The following is a 16,941-nucleotide window of genomic DNA, read 5'->3' as shown; positions in this document are numbered from 1 at the left end:
CCGTGTTTTCCCGCCGCGGGGGGCTCTTTGGTTTTTCTGTTGTTTGTGCGCGGGGCCGCCAGATTGGTATCCGGGCCTGCCCCACTACTGAATCCGGACATCAATTCGTTCGGACTGATCACCCTGCCCGAGGAGAAGCAGGCGTCGTACCGCGTACGCGCGTTCGTCTACGGCGAGCAGTCCAACGTCGTTCATCTCACGACCGGTTCGGACCCGACGGTCTAGGCGTCGGCCTTGACGTCAACCTTGGCGTCGGTTGTCGCGCCGGTCTTGAGGTCAGCCTTCGCGGCCGTCTTCTCCCTGATCGGGGCGCCCGCGTCGTGCAGGCTCCGCAGGGCCTGGCTGTACGAGGTGATCAGGCCGGTCTCCAGATAGCTGACGCCCAGTTCCTCGCAGTGCTGCCGGACGATCGGCTGCGCCTCGCGCAGCTGCGGCGACGGCATGTTCGGGAACAGGTGGTGCTCGATCTGGTAGTTGAGGCCGCCGAGCGCGATGTCGATGAACCAACCGCCGCGCACATTGCGCGAGGTGAGCACCTGACGCCGCAGGAAGTCCGGGCGGTCGTCGCCGGTCAGGGTCGGCATTCCCTTGTGGTTGGGCGCGAAGATCGAGCCCAGGTAGAGACCGAACAGGCACTGGTGGACGGCGGGGAAGGCGATCGCCTTGCCGGGCGGCAGCACCACGAACAGCGCGCCGAGGTAGAGCGCGAAGTGCGTGAAGAGCAGAATGCCCTCCGAAGTGCGCTGCTTCAGTGAGCGGTTGGCCAGCGCGCGCACACCGGCGACATGCAGATTGAAGCCCTCAAGCGTGAGGAGCGGGAAGAACAGGAAGGCCTGCGAACGGCCGATGAAGCGAGGAAGCCCCTTGGCGGCCTTGGCCTGTCCCTGCGTCCATACGAGGATGTCGGGGACGACGTCCGGGTCCAACTCCGTGTGGTTGGGGTTGGCGTGGTGCCTGGAGTGCTTGTCCTGCCACCAGCCGTAACCCATGCCGATGCCGAGGTTCCCGGCGAGCTTGCCGGCGCGCATGCTGGCCTTGCGCAGCCGGAACACCTGACGGTGGCCCACGTCGTGCGTGACGAGCGCCACTTGACCGAAGACCACGGCGAGGAAGGCGGCGACGGCGAGCGTCCACCAGCTGTCGCCGACGAGCACGAAGGCGACCCAGCCGGCGGCGAAGAGGCCGGCGACAATGCCCGTCCGAAGGGCGTAGTACCAGGGCCGGCGTCGCATCAGACCGGCCGCGTTGATCTTCTTGGAGAGCCGGGCGAAGTCGCTGCCCGTCTCCCTGCACGCCTGTTCCGCGGCCTCACCCGCGAGATCGGCGCCTGGTTCCAGTACCGCGGAGTCCTCCACGGTACTGACGGTGTTGACTGACATGCGGCCACGCCTTTCGAATGTGTCACGACCGTGTGCCGGTGTATGACGGCTCGGCAGGCAGGGTGGCTGGTGAGGAACACAAGCCCAGGGGGACGTCGCTGCCGGTCGTGGACGGGTGGGCAACTGCGGCGGACAGCTCGATCGCTGCCTGCGGTTGGACGTGGTCCACTCCGGTGACGCGACAACTGGGTATGGCCGCTACGAATGCCGCTGACATCCTCACCGAGGACCAGTGCTGCTGCCCACACTCATGGGACAGCGGGAAGTCAGGGGCTGGGGCCTCCTAATCATCAGTGTAGCCTGCGCGCGAATTGCGCTGCTTACACTGCGCTGACAAGTGGCCGCAAACAGTTTCTGAACAGCGCGAATACCGTCACGGTGGTTGTTCAAAGGTCGTTGCGCGTTATTAATTTTGCAGAGCCTGCAGATTTGCATACCATGCAATGCGTGACGACCAAAGGTGCCGGAGCCGGACCAGGACTCCGTGAACGCAAGAAGCAAGCCACGCGCGCGGCGCTGGGCGAGGCGGCCGTACGGCTCGCCGCGGAGCACGGCGCGGAGAACGTCACCGTCGAGGCCATCAGCAACGCCGCCGGTGTCTCCGCGCGGACGTTCTTCAACTACTTCGACAGTCACGACGACGCGTTCGTCATGCTCGACACCCAGATCGGCGAACGGATCCGGTGCGCGGTACGGGACGCCCCGGCCGAGCTGTCCCCCCTCGACGCGGTACGCGAGGCCATGGCCGGCGAGCTGGCCGATGTCGAGGAGCGGCACGAGGTGTGGAGCCTGCGCGCCAAGGTCCTCCAGAAGTCCCCGCATCTGCTGGCCCGGGGCCTCGGTCTGCACATGGCCGAGGAGCGCGACCTGGCGCGGACGATCGCGTACCGGCTCACTCCCGGCGGCGGCGGTTCGGAGAGTGACCGCCGTGTCGGCCCCGACACGGGGACCGACACCGGCCCCTGCGACGACTCGGACATCGCGCTGTACCCGCGGCTGCTGGCCGCCGTCGCCGGCACGGCGGTACGGGTCTCCGTCGAGCACTGGTACTCCCAGTCCCCGCCGGTCGCGTTCCCCGACATCTTCCGGGACGTCTTCACGCAGCTGTCCGCCGGGCTGCCCCGGCCGACCCCACAGACCGACGACCGTCCGTCCGGCGGTCGTTCCACGGAATCATAAGAAGGCCACCTTGACCGCAATCGAGGCGCCCGACCAGGCGCCCACCTCCATGACCAACCGACAGATACTCCAGGCCATGTCGGGCCTTATGGCCGGCATGTTCGTCGCCATCCTGGCGGGCACCGTGGTGGCCAACGCGCTGCCGCGCATCATCGCCGACCTGGGCGGCAGCCAGTCCGCGTACACCTGGGTCGTCACCTCCGAACTGCTCGCGATGACCGCGACGGTGCCCCTGTGGGGCAAGCTCTCCGACCTCTACAACAAGAAGCTGCTGCTCCAGCTGTCGCTCGGCATGTTCGTCGTCGGGTCCCTGCTGGCCGGGTTCTCGCAGGGCATCGAACTGCTCATCTTCAGCCGGGTGATGCAGGGCATCGGCGCCGGCGGTCTGACCGCGCTCGCGCAGGTCGTGATGGCGGCCGTGATCCCGCCGCGCCGGCTCGGCAAGTACGCGGGCATGTTCGGCGCGGTGTTCGCCGTCGGCACCGTCGCGGGACCGCTGGTCGGTGGCGTCATGGTCGACACCTCGTGGCTCGGCTGGCGCTGGTGCTTCTTCATCGGTGTGCCGTTCGCGCTGATCGCGATCGCGCTGCTGCAGCGCACGCTGCACCTGCCGACCGTCCGCAGGGACGTGAAGATCGACTACCTGGGCGCCTTCCTGATCGTCGCCGGTGTCTCCTCGATCCTCATCTGGACCTCCCTGGCGGGCAACCAGTTCGACTGGGCGTCCTGGCAGACGGCCGCGCTGACCGGCGGTGGTGTGCTGCTGCTCGTCGCCGCGGTCTATGTGGAGGCGCGGGTGCCGGAACCGATCATCCCGCTCACCATCTTCCGCAACCGCACCGTCACGCTGACCACGATCGCGAGCCTGCTCGTCGGTGTCGCGATGTTCGGCGGCACCGTCTTCCTCTCGCAGTACTTCCAGATCGCGCTCGGCAAGTCGCCCACCGTGGCGGGGCTGATGGGGCTGCCGATGATTCTGGGTCTGCTCGTGTCGTCCACGGTCGCGGGCCAGATCATCAGCGCCACCGGCAAGTGGAAGGTCTATCTGGTCGCGGGCGGCGTCATCATGACCGCCGGTCTGGCCATGCTGGCCACCATCGACGCCAACACCGGCTTCGGACTGCTCAGCCTCTACATGGCCGTTCTCGGTGTCGGCGTGGGCCTGCTGATGCAGAACCTGGTCCTCGCGGCCCAGAACGACGTGCCCGCCTCCGAGTTGGGCGCCGCCACCTCCGTACTGTCGTTCTTCCGCAGCATGGGCGGCACGATCGGCACCAGCGTCCTGGGCGCGATCCTGGCCAACCGGGTGGCCTCGGAGATGGCCAAGAGCCTGGGCACGGACGCGTCCGCCGGCGGGTCGAGCGAATCCGTGCCGGACGTGACGAAGCTCCCCGCGCCGATGCGGGAGATCGTGGAGCACGCGTACGGGCTGGCGACGGCCGAACTGTTCCTGGTGGCCACCCCGTTCGCCGCGCTCGCGCTGGTGGCCGTGCTGTTCATCAAGGAGAAGCCGCTCAAGACGACCAGCGGCATGGAACGGCTCGCCGAGGAGGCCAAGCAGGCGGTGGCGGACGGCGACAAGCCGTCCTCGCCGACGCCGGTGAGCTGAGGCGGGGCAGTTGAGGCCGGGCAGTTGGGGCCGGTGAACTGACGCCAGTGAGCTGACGCCGGTCAACTGAGGCCGGCAGGACCGTACGAGGGCAGTCGTTGCCCCTGTCGCCGACGGGCGGCGGGGGGAACGGCTGCCCTCGCGCCATTCGGCCGGTGGCCGGGCGATCACGGGCCGAATGTCGTCTGGCGTCCGCCGCGTGGGGCGGGTTGGCTGATGACCGTAGGAACATCAGTTCGCCGCCCCCACCGCCAAGGACCTCAGATGACCACGGGTACGTCTTCCCCGACCGGCCATGACACGCCCGCACCGAGCCCCTCCGCCACGCCGGTGCCCGGCCCCCGGCAACTGCCCCTGATCGGCAATCTCCCGGCCTTCTCGCGCGACCCGCTCGGGTTCTTCGCCAAGCTGCGCGGCCACGGCGACGTCGTCTCCTGGCGGCTCGGCCCGCAGCGCGCGCTGTTCCTGTCGCAGCCGGAGCACATAGGGGAACTGCTCACCGGGGTCGAGACGCAGTACCGCCACCCCGAACTCGGCTGGGCGTTCAAGCTGGTGCTCGGCGAGGGCGTCGTCACCTCGGAAGGCGCCGCGTGGCGCCGTAAGCGCGCGCTGGTGCAGCCGGTGGTCCGGCCCCGCCAGGTCCGCGCCTACGCGGAGACCATGACCGACTGCGCGTCCTCGCTCGCGGAGACCTGGCAGCCGGGCCAGCACATCGACGTACGGCGGGAGATGCTGGGCCTCACCCAGCGCATCGCCGTACGGACCCTGTTCGGCACGGACACGGCGGGCCGCGAAGGCACGATCGGACCGGCCATGGACATCGCGCAGGCGGCCATCGGCGACGAGTTCCGGGGCCTCACCCTGTTCCTCCCGGCGTGGATACCGACCCCGGGGCGGCAGCGGCTCAAGAAGGCCGTCGCGGTCATCGACAGCGAGGTCAACCGGGTGACGGAGGAACGGCACCGCAACGGCGCGGACCGCGACGACCTCCTCAGCAGGCTGCTCGCCGCCCGCGACGAGCAGGGCGACCGGCTGACCGACAAGGAGATCCGGGACGAGGCGGTCACGCTCTACATCGGGGGCCACGAGACGACGGGTACGACGCTGACCTGGGCCTGGTATCTGCTCTCGCGCAACCCGGAGGCGCGGGAGCGTCTCGCCGAGGAGCTGACCACCGTCCTTCAGGGCCGTACGCCCGGCTTCGACGACTTCAAGGAGCTGCGCTGGACGGAGCAGATCATCAGGGAGACGCTGCGGCTCTACCCTCCCGTGTGGCTGATGACGGGCATCGCGAAGGAGGGCTCGACGCTGGGCGGCCGGCCGGTGGCGGAGGGGACGGTGCTGTGGGCGAGCCAGTGGAGCGCGCAGCGCGACGAACGCTGGTTCCCGGAGCCGGACGCGTTCCGCCCCGAGCGCTGGGACGAGGAGGCACGGCCGGTGCCGGACCACGCGTGGTTCCCGTTCGGCGGCGGCGCCAGGGCCTGCCTGGGCGCGCGCTTCGCGACGGTCGAGGCGGTTCTGGTCCTGGCCACGCTCGCGCAGCGGTTCCGGTTCGACCTGGACCCGGGTGAGATCCCGCCGAAGACGGGCCTGACACTCCAGCCGGGCCGCCCGGTGGAGGCGACGCTGCGGAGCGCGTGAGGCCGGGCCGGCCGGCGCGGTGTCCCGCCCCGCGGGCGGACGCCGCTGCTTTCCGGACACTCCCTTGGGGGTGTCTGGTGGATCAGGCCGGGTCAGGGAGCGCCCGCCGCGGCAGCGGCCTGGTGTCACGTTGGTGCGTGCGTGCGATCGCAAGGCGGAAGAGAGGGGGCATGGCGGAGCCATGCCGACCACGACAACGGAGGGGGCACCTCCCGTGCCCCCTCGGGGCTACGGGCCCCTAGCCCTGTCTTCAAAGTCCCGCCTGGCCCGCAACGCCTGGACGGCACCTCTCCCCCGTAGGCCCCGAGGGGGCCACGGGGGTGCCCCCTGCGTTGTCGGAATCGACCAAGTACGCCCAGCACGAAGGCGATCCTCCGCCTTGCGATGCACCGCACCAGACGCCGCAGGCCCCGCCCTACGGGCGGACGGCGCTACTTTGAAGACAGGCCCTAGGATCGGCCGCATGACGGACAGCGCAGGTGGGAGCCCGGACGACGAGGCGGCCCGAGGCGGCCGGGCCGGCGGCGACGGGGCCGGGCGGGTGTACTTCGACGCCGACCCGACCTCGCGGAGTCTGGGTATCGCGCTCGTGGGCACCGGGCCCGGCTGGGCCACCCTGCGGATGAGCGTGCGCGGGGACATGGTGAACGGGCACGGGACGGCCCACGGCGGCTATCTCTTCCTCCTCGCCGACAGCGCCTTCGCGTGCGCCTGCAACAGCCATGGACCCGTGACCGTCGCGGCGGGCGCCGACATCGACTTCGTACGGCCGGCGCACGAGGGGGACGTCCTGACCGCGACGGCGCGGGAGCGGACCCGGCTCGGGCGTGGCGGGATCTACGACGTCACGGTCACGCGCGGGGACGACGTACTGGCCGAGTTCCGCGGGCGCAGCCGCGCCCTCAGAACCTGACCGGGCCCGCACCCGGCGACGCGGGGTGCGGGCCCTTCCTGGGGGGTGTCTTGTCGATCAGGCCGGATCGGGGAGGGCCCCGCCGCGGCAGCGGCTGATGTCACGTAGGTGCCCTGGATCGCAAGGCATCGCAAGGCGGAGGAGAGAGGCATGGCGGGAGCCGTGCCTCCCCGACTCCACCGACAACGAGGGGGCGCACCTCCCGTAGCCCCCTCGGGGGCCACCCGCGACACCAGGACGTGCCAGGGACCGCGAGCCCGGCAAGATCGGCAGGACACCCCCAGGCCGTGTCAGACAATCCCGCCCGGCGCGCGACACCCGGCACGCCCTGGCACCGTACGTACCTACGCCGCGGGCCGGACCGCCGCGGCGATCCGGATCTCCGCCCGTCGCGTGACGCCGTTGACCGTCACCGTGACCGTGGCCGCGCCCCGGCGCAGCGCCGTCAGCGTCCCGGTGGCCGGGTCGAACGCCGCCACGTCGCGGCGGTTCGCCCTGCTCGGGTCACCGATGTGCACGTTCGGCGAGCCCGTCCAGTCCGCGCTCATCGGGAAGCCGACCGGCACCTCCCTGGTCCCCTGGGTGACGGTCGCCGAGACCGCCGCCTCCTCTCCGGGCGCCAGCGTGGCGGGCGCGTCGAGCGACAGTGCGTCGGTGTGCGCGCGTGTCTGTACGGAGACCCAGTCGGGCCCGCCCTCCCACGGCTCGCGCCGGGCCTCGGACTGCTCGTTCCTGGACACCTTGTCGACGCCGACGAGCGACCAGCCGGTGAACCCGCCCTCGTCGGCCGGGGCCGCCGGGTTCTTCCCGGAGTTGCCGTTGATCAGATACGGGACGCCGTCGACGCGCGAGGCGTCGAAGACCCCCACGTGGCTGCCGATGAAGCCGACGCCCTTGCCGCTCGTACGGCGGAAGCCGGCGAGCCAGTCCTCCAGCAGCGCCGCCTCCTTGCGGTCGCCGAGCTGGCTGCCCTTCTGCACGGTGGGATCGCGCGGCGGCACATGCTCGATGACCATCACCGAGCTGACGCGGGGGTCGTCGGCCGCGGCGTCCAACTGGGCGCGCAGGGCCTTGATCTGGGCGAAGCCGCCGCCGCGCAGGGAGAGGCTGGAGGTGTCGAGCGTGACGAAGCGTGTCCCGCCGTGGTCGAACACCCGTTGCGCGGGGCCGAATTCGCCGACGAAGTTGTCGATCTTCCCGCCCATCACCTCGTGGTTGCCCGGCACGTAGTACCAGGGCAGTTCGTCTCCCAGCTCCTCGGTGAGCACCTGCCGCGCGAAGGCGAGGTCCGCGGGCGAACCCTCGTCGACCAGGTCGCCGTTGACGACGAGGAAGTCGGGCTTCGCCGCCTTGATCTCGCGCAGCGTCCGGCGGGCCTGCCGCACGATCGCGCTGTCCGGCTCGCGGGCCACGAACTGCGCGTCGGACATCACGGCGAACTGCCAGTCCCGGCCCTCCGTCTCGGCGGCCGGGTCGATCAACGGGTCGGCGGCGGGCCGCTGTTCGGGCAGGTCGACGGTGGGCGGCACCTGCGCCGTCAGCCCGTCGATCACGATCTCCCCGGTGTACTGCTTGTCGGCCGCGGTCTCCGCGAGATAGAAGCGGAACACGGACAGCGGCATCGCGGCCCCCTGCGGCACCGCGAACGTCACCTGGCGCCAGCCGGTCCAGGTGACGTACGGCCCTCGGAGCAACTGGTCAGATCCGGCGGCGTCCTTGAGATGCAGCGTCGGCCAGGCCCCCTTCCCGTCGCCCTTGATCCACATCGTGAAGGACTGCGGCTGGCCGGGCACGGTGATCTGCTGCGGCGGGCTCGCGTAGGCCGCGCGGGTCGCCGTCGAGAGTCCGAAGTCGTACGTCAGCCTCAGGCCGGTGCCGGTCTGCCCCTCGGGTGTCGCCGCGACCGATCCCGCGGCGCGGGCGTGGCTGAACTTCCAGGCGGCGGCGTCGTCGAAGGTGGAGACCTGCTGCTCCTGGAGCCCGACGCTCACCGCGAGCGCGGTGGTGACGCCGTCGACGGTCGCCGTGATCCGTCCCGCGCCACCGCCGGTCCTGGAGGTGACGGTGAAGGCACCCTTGCCGTCGTCGGCGACGGCGAACAGGGCGCGGTCGTACTCCAGCTTCACGTCGCGCGGCTCCACGGGCGCGGACGCCCCGTGCGCGTCGAGGCCGACGATGCCGAAGGTGCCGGTCGCCCTGCCGTCGGCGAGGCCGACGCGGGTGGTGGTCGGCCGGATCCGCGCGAGGTCGTCGAGGACGGTCAACTCGATGGATCCGGCGGCTCGTCCGCGTTCCGCGCGGACCTCGGTGGTGCCGCTGCGGCGGGCGGTGAACAGCCCGTCGTCGTCGACCCGGCCGACCGAGGACCGTTCGGTCCGCCAGCGCGGGTCGCCCTGCGCGGGGCCGTACGTCTCGTCGTAACCGGCCGCCGTGAGGGCGCGGGTCAGTCCGGGGAAGACGCGTTCGGGGTGGCCGCCCTTGACGGGGTCGTCGCCGGGCGCGGCTCCGGCAGGCGTACGGGTCTCGACCCAGAAGCCGTCGAGGCGCCCGCTGCCGTCGGGCGCGGTGAGGGCGAGGCCGTTGGGGACGGTGCGCTCGCTGCCGTCGGACGGGGCGTTCTCCACCTGGAGCGCGTCGCTGCCGGGCTCGCGGGCGACGAGCGTCGAGGAGCCGCCGCCGTCGAGGTTGAGCGCGTTGTACGCGCCGGCCTGCTTCATCATCACGGCCAGCTCGGTGAGGGTGACACCACCGCTGTCGGCCTGCCGGCCGTCGACGGTGATCACCCGCATCTCGCTGCCGTCCTTGGAGAATCCGACGGCGGTGCGGGGCGCGGCGGTGTTGTTGCCCTGGCCCTCGTGGTTCTGCGCCACGCCGTCGACGACGAGGAGTTCGCGTCCGCCGACGGCGGTGCGCGGCACGGGCCCGCCGTTGGTGCGCGGGCTGTACTCGACGGCCACCGGGTCCCCGGGGCGCAGTGCCTGGAGCTGTACGGCGCCGGCCTCCCGCCCGATCAGAACGGTGGTGCCGGACTCGATCGGTCCGGTGCCGGGGGTGTCGGTGACGGTGACGACCTTGCCGTCCCGGACGGCCACCTCGGCCACGGGTCTCGCGGTGTCCACGGTGAGCGCCCGGTTGGCCTGGCCCCACGCGGCGGTGTACGCGCCGATGCCGCCGGCCGGTACGTTCGCGGCGTTGTAAGCGGCGAGGGGCCGCGGTCCGGTGGGCAGTGTCAGGGTGCCGTCGAAGTACAGCTCCAGGACGCGCCCGGCGTTCTCGGGGCCGATACCGACGGCCCTGTTGGCACCGGCGGCGGGCGACTGGGTCAGGGCGCCGTCCTTGATGCCGGGCCCCTGCGGCGCGCCGGTCTCGTTGATGTCGAAGAAGTCGGCGTTGATGGCGGCGACGGTGCGGCGGCCCTTGCCGGGGTCGTGCCCGGCGGCGAGTTCGGAGACGCTGCGGCGGTCGGCGACCTTGCCCGAGGAGAGGTAGTCGGCCCGGACGCCGCCGCCGTCGAGGTCGACGGACAGCGCGTCGACGCGCAGCCACTTGTCGGATTCGAGGCGGTCGTACGAGGTGAGGCTGACGCCCGGCGCGACGGGGCGGGAGCTGCGCGCGGTCTCGATGCCGTCGCCGTCGACGACAGATCTGGGGTCACCGGCCGGTCTGCTGGCCGGTGGTGGCGCGACGGGGCGCAGCACCTCGGCGGCGTTGCGCGGACGGGGGTCGGGGGTGGAGTCGGCGACGGACGGGGTGATGGCTCCCGTTGTCAGTGCGGTGACCGCCGCGAGCAGCACGACGGACCGGCGGGCAATACCTGGGCCCACAAGTTCTCCTGGAGTAAGGGGGGTTGGCGCGGGTAGTAAGCGCTGTCAGCCGCCCAGCATCGCCGTGTCTGCCCCGGTTCGCCAGAGGTTCACGGACACGTCGGGGAGAACAGGGGGCACCGTGGAAGTGACGTGGGATGGCCGCCGAAATGGCGGAGGCACCCGCCGAATTAGCTGATGATGCGTCAGAAAGAGGCGAGGGACGCTCAGATCGGTCGACGGTTCGTCATATGTCGCGGGGCGGGGGTTCCCTGCGCATGAGCAGCAGGGCCATGTCGTCACCGCCGCCGTGCTCCCCCACCAGGTCGCCGAGACGGTCCGCCAGTTCCTGGGTGTCCCGGGGGCCGTCCTGTACGGCCCGCGCGAGCCGGTCGAGACCCGCGTCGAGCGTGGCTCCCGGCCGCTCCACCAGCCCGTCGGTGTAGATGAGCAGGGTGTCGCCGGGAGCGAGAGTCGCCCGCGTGACCGGGTAGTCGGTGCCGCCGCGCCGATCGGGCCCGTTCACGATCCCGAGCGGCAGGCCGCCCTCGGTGTCGATGGTGACGCACCTGCCGTCGCGGCGGCGCACCATCGGTTCGAGGTGGCCCGCCCGGACGATCTGGAGTGCTCCTGTCGACAGGTCGACTTCCGCGTATGTGCAGGTGGCGAAGCGTTCGGTGTCCAGCTCGTGGAGGAAGGCGGAGGCGCGCGCCATCGCCGTGGCGGGCGAGTGCCCCTCGGAGACGTACGCCCACAGCCCTATCCTCAGCTGTCCCATCACGGCGGCGGCGTCCGTGTCGTGCCCCTGGACGTCACCGATCATCAGACCGACCCGGCCGCCGGGCAGCGGGATCACGTCGTACCAGTCGCCGCCGATGTCACGTCCGGCCCTGGCCGCGCGGTAGCGGACGGCGATCCGGGCGCCGGGGACCTCGGGGATACGGTGCGGCAGCATGGCCTGTTGCAGGCTCTCGGCGAGATCGTGCTCCTGCTCGAAGAGCATCGCGCGCTGGAGACTCTGGGCGATGCTGCTGCTGAGCGTGACCAGGAGGTTGCGTTCCTCGCCGGTGAAACCGCCGTGCCGGGCGTAGAGCAGTCCGAGGGCGCCGATGGTCCGGCCCTGGACGATCAGGGGCAGATAGGCGCCCGATGCCACCGGGAGGTGTTCGATGTGCTCCCAGAGCGGCGGGAAACAGCGCCGGAACTCCTCGCGTGAGGTGATGTAGCGGGGCCGTACCGTCCGGACGACCTCGCTCATCGGGAATGGCGCGTCGATCCGCGTGTACTGGAGTTCCGGGACGTACAGACCCAGCCGCCCCTCGGTGACCGTATGGACACGTCCGTTCTCGACGACGCCGAGCATGACGCTCACCGCGCCGAGGTTGCTCAGCGCCTCGGTGTCCTTCAGCGCGTCGGTGACGTCGTTCATGGTGGTCGCGCGGGCGAGCAGGGCGGTGACACGGCGGACCATGCTGGTGAGCCGGCGACGGGTCTCGACCAGTTCGGTGCGCAGGGCGGCGTCGTCCAGCTCGCGGGTGGCGTCGCGCACGATGCCGATGACCCGGTACGGGTCGCCTGTCGTACCGCGTACGAGACGGCCCTGGGTGTGGAGCCAGCGGGGCGATCCGTCGCGGCAGCGGATCCGGAAGTACGCCCCGTAGATCTCCCTGCCGCTCTCCAGCGCCCGCCGGATCAGCGTGTCCAGGCGCTCCAGCTCATCGGCGGGCACGCGGTTGGCGACCGCCATGTGGCCGTCGTACTCGTCGGGGCGCAGATCGAACGCGTCGAGGGCGCCGGGATCCAGATGCATGCGCTCGCTGCGGAGGTCGATGTCGAAGCTGCCCATGCGGTTGAACGCGAGGGTCAGGTCGGGGCCGGCGGGCCAGTCCGGTGCGAACGGACCGGGCTGATCGGACTGGTCGGGCCGGTCGGGGAGGGGGAGGCCGGGTGGCGGGTCGACACTCACGGGCCCCTCTTCCCAGTCGCGGGCACGGCAGGTCGGTTTGTTCCCTACCTTCTGCTGTCAATTGTGTGCGCGGCACCGGTACGGACCGCAAGCGGACGATATGGGCCGGTACGAAATGGTACGAGCCGGTGCCCGGTTCCGCGCGCGCTCAGTGACCGGTGATCAGCCGTTGGAGCGCGGGCGCGTAGAGGTCCGCCAGCTGTTCGGGGGTGGCGCGCTCACCGGCTCCGGGGCGGTGGAGGCTGAGGGTGGCACCGAGACCGAGGAGCTGGCCGGTGATCAGCTCCGCCCGCAGCTCACGCTGCTCCCCGCCGATGAGACCGGCCAGCCGTGCGGTGACCTGCTCGCGGAAGCGCTCGCGCAGCAGGGTCCGCTCGTCCATGTTGCCGAGCGAGAAGACGACGCGCAGGAGGGGGTCGGAGTGGTTCTCGCGCCGTAGCCGGACCATGGTCAGCACGAGGTGTCTGCCGAGGTCGGCGGGCGGCGCGGCGAAGAGTCTGTCCGCGGCGGGACCGAAGTCGGCGACGGTGTTGAAGAGGCGTTCCTTGGTGCCGAAGCGTTTGACGATGAGCGAGGCGCTGACGCCCGCGTCGGCGGCGATGCCCCGCATGGTCACCTCGGCGTACGGACGCTGGGTGAACGCGCGCCGCGCGGCCCGCAGAATCGCGAGACGACCGGTACCGGGTTCCGCGGCGGAGTCGTCTGCGGGGTCCGCGCCGTTCGACTTCGCCGCGCCGCTCTCCGTGCCGCTCTCCGCGCCGGACTCCTCGCCCGGGTCCGTCGTCTCGTCGGCCGCACGCCCGGTCGTCGTCATGCGCTCTCCTCGGCCAACGTACGGCTTGCTGTGTGCTCCTTGCCGACGGTACCCGGCTCGGCCGCCATCGCCCGGCCCGGCAGGCACAGGGTGACCGCCAGGGCGAGCAGGGCCGCGCCTGCGGCGATGAGAAAGACCAGCAGGTAAGCGTGGAGGGTCGGGGCGGTACGGCCGCCGGCCTGGAAGGTGATGTTGGCGAGCACGGCCGCGACCACCGCGCTGCAGAAGGCCTGCCCCACGGACCGCATCAGGGTGTTGAGGCCGTTGGCGGCGCCGGTCTCGCCCGCCGGCACCGCGCGCATGACGAGCGCGGGCAGGGCGGAGTAGGCGATGGCGGTGCCCGCCGCGACGACGGTCGCGCCACCGATGATCGGCCACAGGCTGTGACTGGTGAAGAAGCGCACCACGTACCCGACCGCCATCACGGCGGCGGCCAGCGCCAGCGCCGTCTTGGGGCCGTACTTCGCGGAGATCCTGGCCGACACCGGCGACAGCGCCACCATGGCGAGACCACCGGGCAGCAGACACAGCCCGCCGACGACGATGGACGCGCCGATTCCGTAGCCGGTACTTGTGGGCTCCTGCACCATCTGCGCGGTGACCAGGGAGTTCGCGTAGAAGGCGAAGCCGATGAGAAGGGCGGCGATGTTCGTCAGCAGCACGGCCGGGCGCGCGGACACCCGCAGGTCGACCATGGGGGACGTGGTGCGCAGCTCGTACGCCCCCCAGAGCAGACCGATGACGAGGGCCGCCACCAGCAGGCCGACGGTGCGCACGGAGGTCCAGCCCCAGTCCGCGCCCTGGGTGACGGCGAGCAGCAGGCTGACGAGGGTCGCGGAGAGGCCGAGCGTGCCGATGACGTCGAACCGGCCCCGGGAGTGGAGTGGGGACTCCGGAACGCAGCACAGGACGAGGACGATGTCGACCAGCCCCAGAACGGCCGAGGCCCAGAACATGGTGTGCCAGTCGAAGTTCTGTACGACGAGGGCGGCGACGGGCAGTCCCACGGCGGCGCCGATCCCGAGGGTCGAGCTCATGAGGGCGACGGAGGACAGCAGCCGCGCGGGCGGGAGTTCGTCGCGCATGATGCTGATGCCGAGCGGTACGACGGCGAGCGCCGCGCCCTGGAGGGCCCGGCCGGCGATCAGCACACCGATGTGGGAGCTGACGGCGCACAGGACCGAACCGGCGACGAGCACACCGAGCGAGGCGATGAGGACCCTGCGCTTGCCGTACATGTCGCCGACGCGGCCGAGTACGGGCGTGAAGACCGCGCCGGTCAGCAGTGTGATCGTGACGAGCCAGCTCGCCGCCGCCGGTGTGCTGCCCGTCAGGGCGGGGACATGCGGCAGGAGGGGCACGACCAGCGTCTGCATCACGGCGACCACGACGCCGCAGAAGGCCAGTACGGCGACGAGGCAGCGCCGGCGCTGCCCTTCCACGGGCTCCGGCTTCGGTATCTCTCCTGCGGGCATCTGGTCTCCGTTGTTCTGCCGCGGCCTCCGTGACCGCACATCGCGAAGGGGGTGCACAAGCGTTCACCCCGAGGGTAAACAGCCGTGCACCCCTTTGTCACATGCCGTTCTCTCACCGATTGGCTCAATTTCGTTACCGAGGGTGAGTTTGCGCGTTGAACGTGCGTGAAGGCCGCGCATCGTGCGGCTGTGCTCGAAACGTTCAAGGAGAAACTTGATGTCGCGTATTGCGAAGGCCGCTGCTGTTCTCGCCGGCACGGGCGCCGTGCTGGCCGGCGGTGCCGGTATGGCCTCTGCCAACGCCGGCGCCGAGGCCGCGGCCGTCGGTTCGCCCGGAGTCCTTTCCGGCAACCTGGTCCAGGTCCCCGTGCACATCCCGGTGAACCTCTGCGGCAACACCATCGACGTGATCGGCCTGCTCAACCCGGCGTTCGGCAACCAGTGCGTCAACGTCGACAGCAAGCACCACGAGGGTGGCTACGGCCGCTGAGCCTCCGTCACCCGGGGACGTACGTCCCCGGGTGTGACTGAGACATGAGGCAATGGCCTCCCGCATCTCATGCGGGAGGCCATTGTGCGTGGGAGCCGGGGACCCGCCCGACTCAGGCGTCGTAGCGGTAGAGACTCTGGTGGCTGAGCATCTCCGACGGCTTCGTCCCCCACGGCGGCATCGGCTCGTCCACGCTGATCGCCCGGCCGCGCTGTGGATCGTCGCCGCCCAGCTTGCGCTGCGGCTGATAGGCCGACTTCGGGTGCTTCTTCTGCCAGCGGTCCCAGAGAAGGTCGACAAAGGCGTGATGGAGCCAGAAGACCGGGTCATGGGGCGCGGTCGCACCCAGCATCTGGCCGCCCACCCACCGGTGGACACGGTTGTGGTTGCGCCACCGCGTCTTGTCGTTGCCCGCCGTCCAGCCTTCGAGGCGGTTGCGGAAACCGCGCGTGACGGTGGAGTCCCAGGGCGCGGCGTCGTAGACCGACTCGTCCATCGCCCAGGCCAGTTCGTCCTTGGTGGGCAGCGCGATCGGGGAGGTGGGGCGGCCGAAGGCCCGGACGAGGAACCTCCGCTCCAGCACCCCGTCATTGATGTTCCAGTTGCCCGCCCCGTAGGCGAACGCCCCTGTCGTGACCTGCCCGTCGGACGAACGGCCGTCGCCGCCGAGGAAGTCCTCGGACCAGAGGGACGCGGCCGGTGTGTTGTCGGTCGTCCAGTCCCAGTACGGCACCGTCACCTTGGGGTCGACGCGCTGAAGCGCCCGCTCGAACTCCAGGAGGTACTTGCGGTGCCACGGCAGGAACGAGGGCGCCATATGTCCGGACCGGAGCCCGTCGTCGCCGTCGGCCCGGTAGTACTGGACATGCTGGCGGACGAAGCCGTCGTAGTCCCCCTGGCGTTTGAGTTCCAGGACTGCGGCGACGAAGCGCTTCTTCTCCGCGCTGGTGAGATTCCGCTGATTCTTTCTGATGTGCACCGTGGAGGGTCCTCCCTGCGGTCAGTGAAGTGCCGGTCCGGCGAGCGAGAGCTGGGCACCGCCGAGGTCGTCGACCGCCGCGCGGGCGGTCGCGAGCGCCGTCGGGAACGACTCGAAGTGATTGACCACGCTGACGTAGCTGCTGTCGGCGCGGCGCATGAGATGCAGGGGCCGGCCGTCGATACGGACGTCGGCCTCCGTCCCCTGGATGTGCCGGCCGCCGTACATCTCGTCGAAGCGCTCCCCGGGCGGTGGGCCGTCGGCAGCCGCGCCATCCGTGGCCGGTGCGGCCGGTGCGGCGGTCCTGCGGGGGTCGGCCCGGAAGATGGGCGTCAGGGCCGCGGCCGTTCCGCCGATCGCCCCGAGGGCGAATGCCGCGCGCAGGAAGAGACGCCGGGTGCGGCTGGGCGGAGGCGGGGGCGAGGGCTGTGGCATCGGTGACGCGGGCGGCTCATGGGGCTGGTGCGACTGGGGTGGCACGAGGGCCAGGGACTCCGCGGGCCGTGCCCCAACGGGCCCCGGCTCCAGCTTGGTACCGCCTGCCATGGCGAACCTCCACTCGTCGGCCGTGCCCCGCCACACGTACGCGGCGGGGCACGGACACTGATCTGGTTCGGGGCAGATGGGCCTCTGCCCCGAACCAGTCAACGAGGAGGTCGCAGAACAGTTCTCTGAACTACGTCCGATTGTCGT

11 protein-coding genes and 2 pseudogenes are annotated in these 16,941 nt (G+C 70.8%); 6 read left to right on the top strand and 7 right to left on the bottom strand.

All coding sequences use genetic code 11. From position 1 onward, the window contains the following. Positions 1 to 225: pseudogene (locus ACFT9I_RS19550) on the top strand (hypothetical protein); the annotation flags it as partial. On the opposite strand, the gene ACFT9I_RS19545 reads toward ACFT9I_RS19550, so the two are convergent. Beyond that, a complete protein-coding gene (locus tag ACFT9I_RS19545) occupies positions 222 to 1,379 on the bottom strand; it encodes a fatty acid desaturase family protein (protein WP_382565791.1) in 1,158 nt (385 codons plus the stop codon). The pseudogene ACFT9I_RS19550 and the gene ACFT9I_RS19545 overlap by 4 nt on opposite strands. Positions 1,380 to 1,817: 438 nt before the next feature. Here ACFT9I_RS19545 and ACFT9I_RS19540 point away from each other — a divergent pair, with 438 nt between their 5' ends. The 4 genes from ACFT9I_RS19540 (at position 1,818) to paaI (ending at position 6,721) form a co-directional block, all read left to right on the top strand. Further along, on the top strand, positions 1,818 to 2,558 hold the full coding sequence (locus tag ACFT9I_RS19540) for a TetR/AcrR family transcriptional regulator (protein WP_382565789.1): 741 nt from the start codon (positions 1,818 to 1,820) through the stop codon (positions 2,556 to 2,558). 49 nt (positions 2,559 to 2,607) lie between these two features. Further along, on the top strand, positions 2,608 to 4,167 hold the full coding sequence (locus ACFT9I_RS19535; protein WP_382565817.1) for an MDR family MFS transporter: 1,560 nt from the start codon (positions 2,608 to 2,610) through the stop codon (positions 4,165 to 4,167). A 264-nt stretch (positions 4,168 to 4,431) separates the two neighbouring features. Continuing rightward, positions 4,432 to 5,808 (top strand): cytochrome P450, encoded by a 1,377-nt coding sequence (locus ACFT9I_RS19530; RefSeq protein ID WP_382565787.1) that lies wholly within the window; start codon positions 4,432 to 4,434, stop codon positions 5,806 to 5,808. Positions 5,809 to 6,271: 463 nt separating this feature from the next. After that, positions 6,272 to 6,721: a hydroxyphenylacetyl-CoA thioesterase PaaI gene (paaI, locus tag ACFT9I_RS19525; RefSeq protein ID WP_382565785.1), complete on the top strand. Its 450-nt coding sequence runs from the start codon at positions 6,272 to 6,274 to the stop codon at positions 6,719 to 6,721. Between the two features lie 344 nt (positions 6,722 to 7,065). Here paaI and ACFT9I_RS19520 read toward each other — a convergent pair whose 3' ends face one another. The 4 genes and pseudogenes from ACFT9I_RS19520 to ACFT9I_RS19505 all read right to left on the bottom strand — a co-directional run bounded on the left by ACFT9I_RS19520 (position 7,066) and on the right by ACFT9I_RS19505 (position 14,779). Beyond that, entirely contained in the window at positions 7,066 to 10,545 is a 3,480-nt protein-coding gene (locus ACFT9I_RS19520) for a phosphodiester glycosidase family protein (RefSeq protein WP_382565783.1), read from the bottom strand. Between the two features lie 250 nt (positions 10,546 to 10,795). After that, positions 10,796 to 12,391, bottom strand: a pseudogene (locus tag ACFT9I_RS19515) (SpoIIE family protein phosphatase); the annotation flags it as partial. 247 nt (positions 12,392 to 12,638) lie between these two features. Next, the gene (locus ACFT9I_RS19510; protein WP_382565781.1) at positions 12,639 to 13,304 is read right to left on the bottom strand and encodes a TetR family transcriptional regulator; all 666 of its coding nucleotides are present in this window, start codon (positions 13,302 to 13,304) and stop codon (positions 12,639 to 12,641) included. After that, on the bottom strand, positions 13,301 to 14,779 hold the full coding sequence (locus ACFT9I_RS19505) for an MFS transporter (protein ID WP_382565779.1): 1,479 nt from the start codon (positions 14,777 to 14,779) through the stop codon (positions 13,301 to 13,303). Before ACFT9I_RS19505 ends, ACFT9I_RS19510 begins: the two co-directional genes overlap by 4 nt. Before the next feature lie 217 nt (positions 14,780 to 14,996). On the opposite strand from ACFT9I_RS19505, the gene ACFT9I_RS19500 reads away from it, so the two are divergent. After that, complete coding sequence (locus ACFT9I_RS19500) at positions 14,997 to 15,269, top strand: chaplin (RefSeq protein WP_382565776.1); 273 nt, start codon at positions 14,997 to 14,999, stop codon at positions 15,267 to 15,269. Between the two features lie 112 nt (positions 15,270 to 15,381). Here the strand turns inward: ACFT9I_RS19500 and ACFT9I_RS19495 are convergent, their stop codons facing one another. Next, positions 15,382 to 16,248 (bottom strand): tyrosinase family protein, encoded by an 867-nt coding sequence (locus ACFT9I_RS19495; protein WP_382565774.1) that lies wholly within the window; start codon positions 16,246 to 16,248, stop codon positions 15,382 to 15,384. Positions 16,249 to 16,269: 21 nt separating this feature from the next. After that, positions 16,270 to 16,794: a tyrosinase family oxidase copper chaperone gene (locus ACFT9I_RS19490; RefSeq protein ID WP_382565772.1), complete on the bottom strand. Its 525-nt coding sequence runs from the start codon at positions 16,792 to 16,794 to the stop codon at positions 16,270 to 16,272. Between the last annotated feature and the right edge of the window lie 147 nt (positions 16,795 to 16,941).

This window comes from Streptomyces sp. NPDC057137, from assembly GCF_042670825.1.
Lineage (GTDB): Bacteria > Actinomycetota > Actinomycetes > Streptomycetales > Streptomycetaceae > Streptomyces.
Note: the sequence above shows the minus strand (reverse complement) of the source record. Positions and strands in the feature narration are given on the sequence as shown.

Coding starts and splice junctions, on each gene's coding strand:
- ACFT9I_RS19545 (WP_382565791.1), bottom strand. CDS start 1,379: ATGTCAGTCAACACCGTCAGTACCGTGGAGGACTCCGCGGTACTGGAA.
- ACFT9I_RS19540 (WP_382565789.1), top strand. CDS start 1,818: ATGCAATGCGTGACGACCAAAGGTGCCGGAGCCGGACCAGGACTCCGT.
- ACFT9I_RS19535 (WP_382565817.1), top strand. CDS start 2,608: ATGACCAACCGACAGATACTCCAGGCCATGTCGGGCCTTATGGCCGGC.
- ACFT9I_RS19530 (WP_382565787.1), top strand. CDS start 4,432: ATGACCACGGGTACGTCTTCCCCGACCGGCCATGACACGCCCGCACCG.
- paaI (WP_382565785.1), top strand. CDS start 6,272: ATGACGGACAGCGCAGGTGGGAGCCCGGACGACGAGGCGGCCCGAGGC.
- ACFT9I_RS19510 (WP_382565781.1), bottom strand. CDS start 13,304: ATGACGACGACCGGGCGTGCGGCCGACGAGACGACGGACCCGGGCGAG.
- ACFT9I_RS19505 (WP_382565779.1), bottom strand. CDS start 14,779: ATGCCCGCAGGAGAGATACCGAAGCCGGAGCCCGTGGAAGGGCAGCGC.
- ACFT9I_RS19500 (WP_382565776.1), top strand. CDS start 14,997: ATGTCGCGTATTGCGAAGGCCGCTGCTGTTCTCGCCGGCACGGGCGCC.
- ACFT9I_RS19490 (WP_382565772.1), bottom strand. CDS start 16,794: ATGGCAGGCGGTACCAAGCTGGAGCCGGGGCCCGTTGGGGCACGGCCC.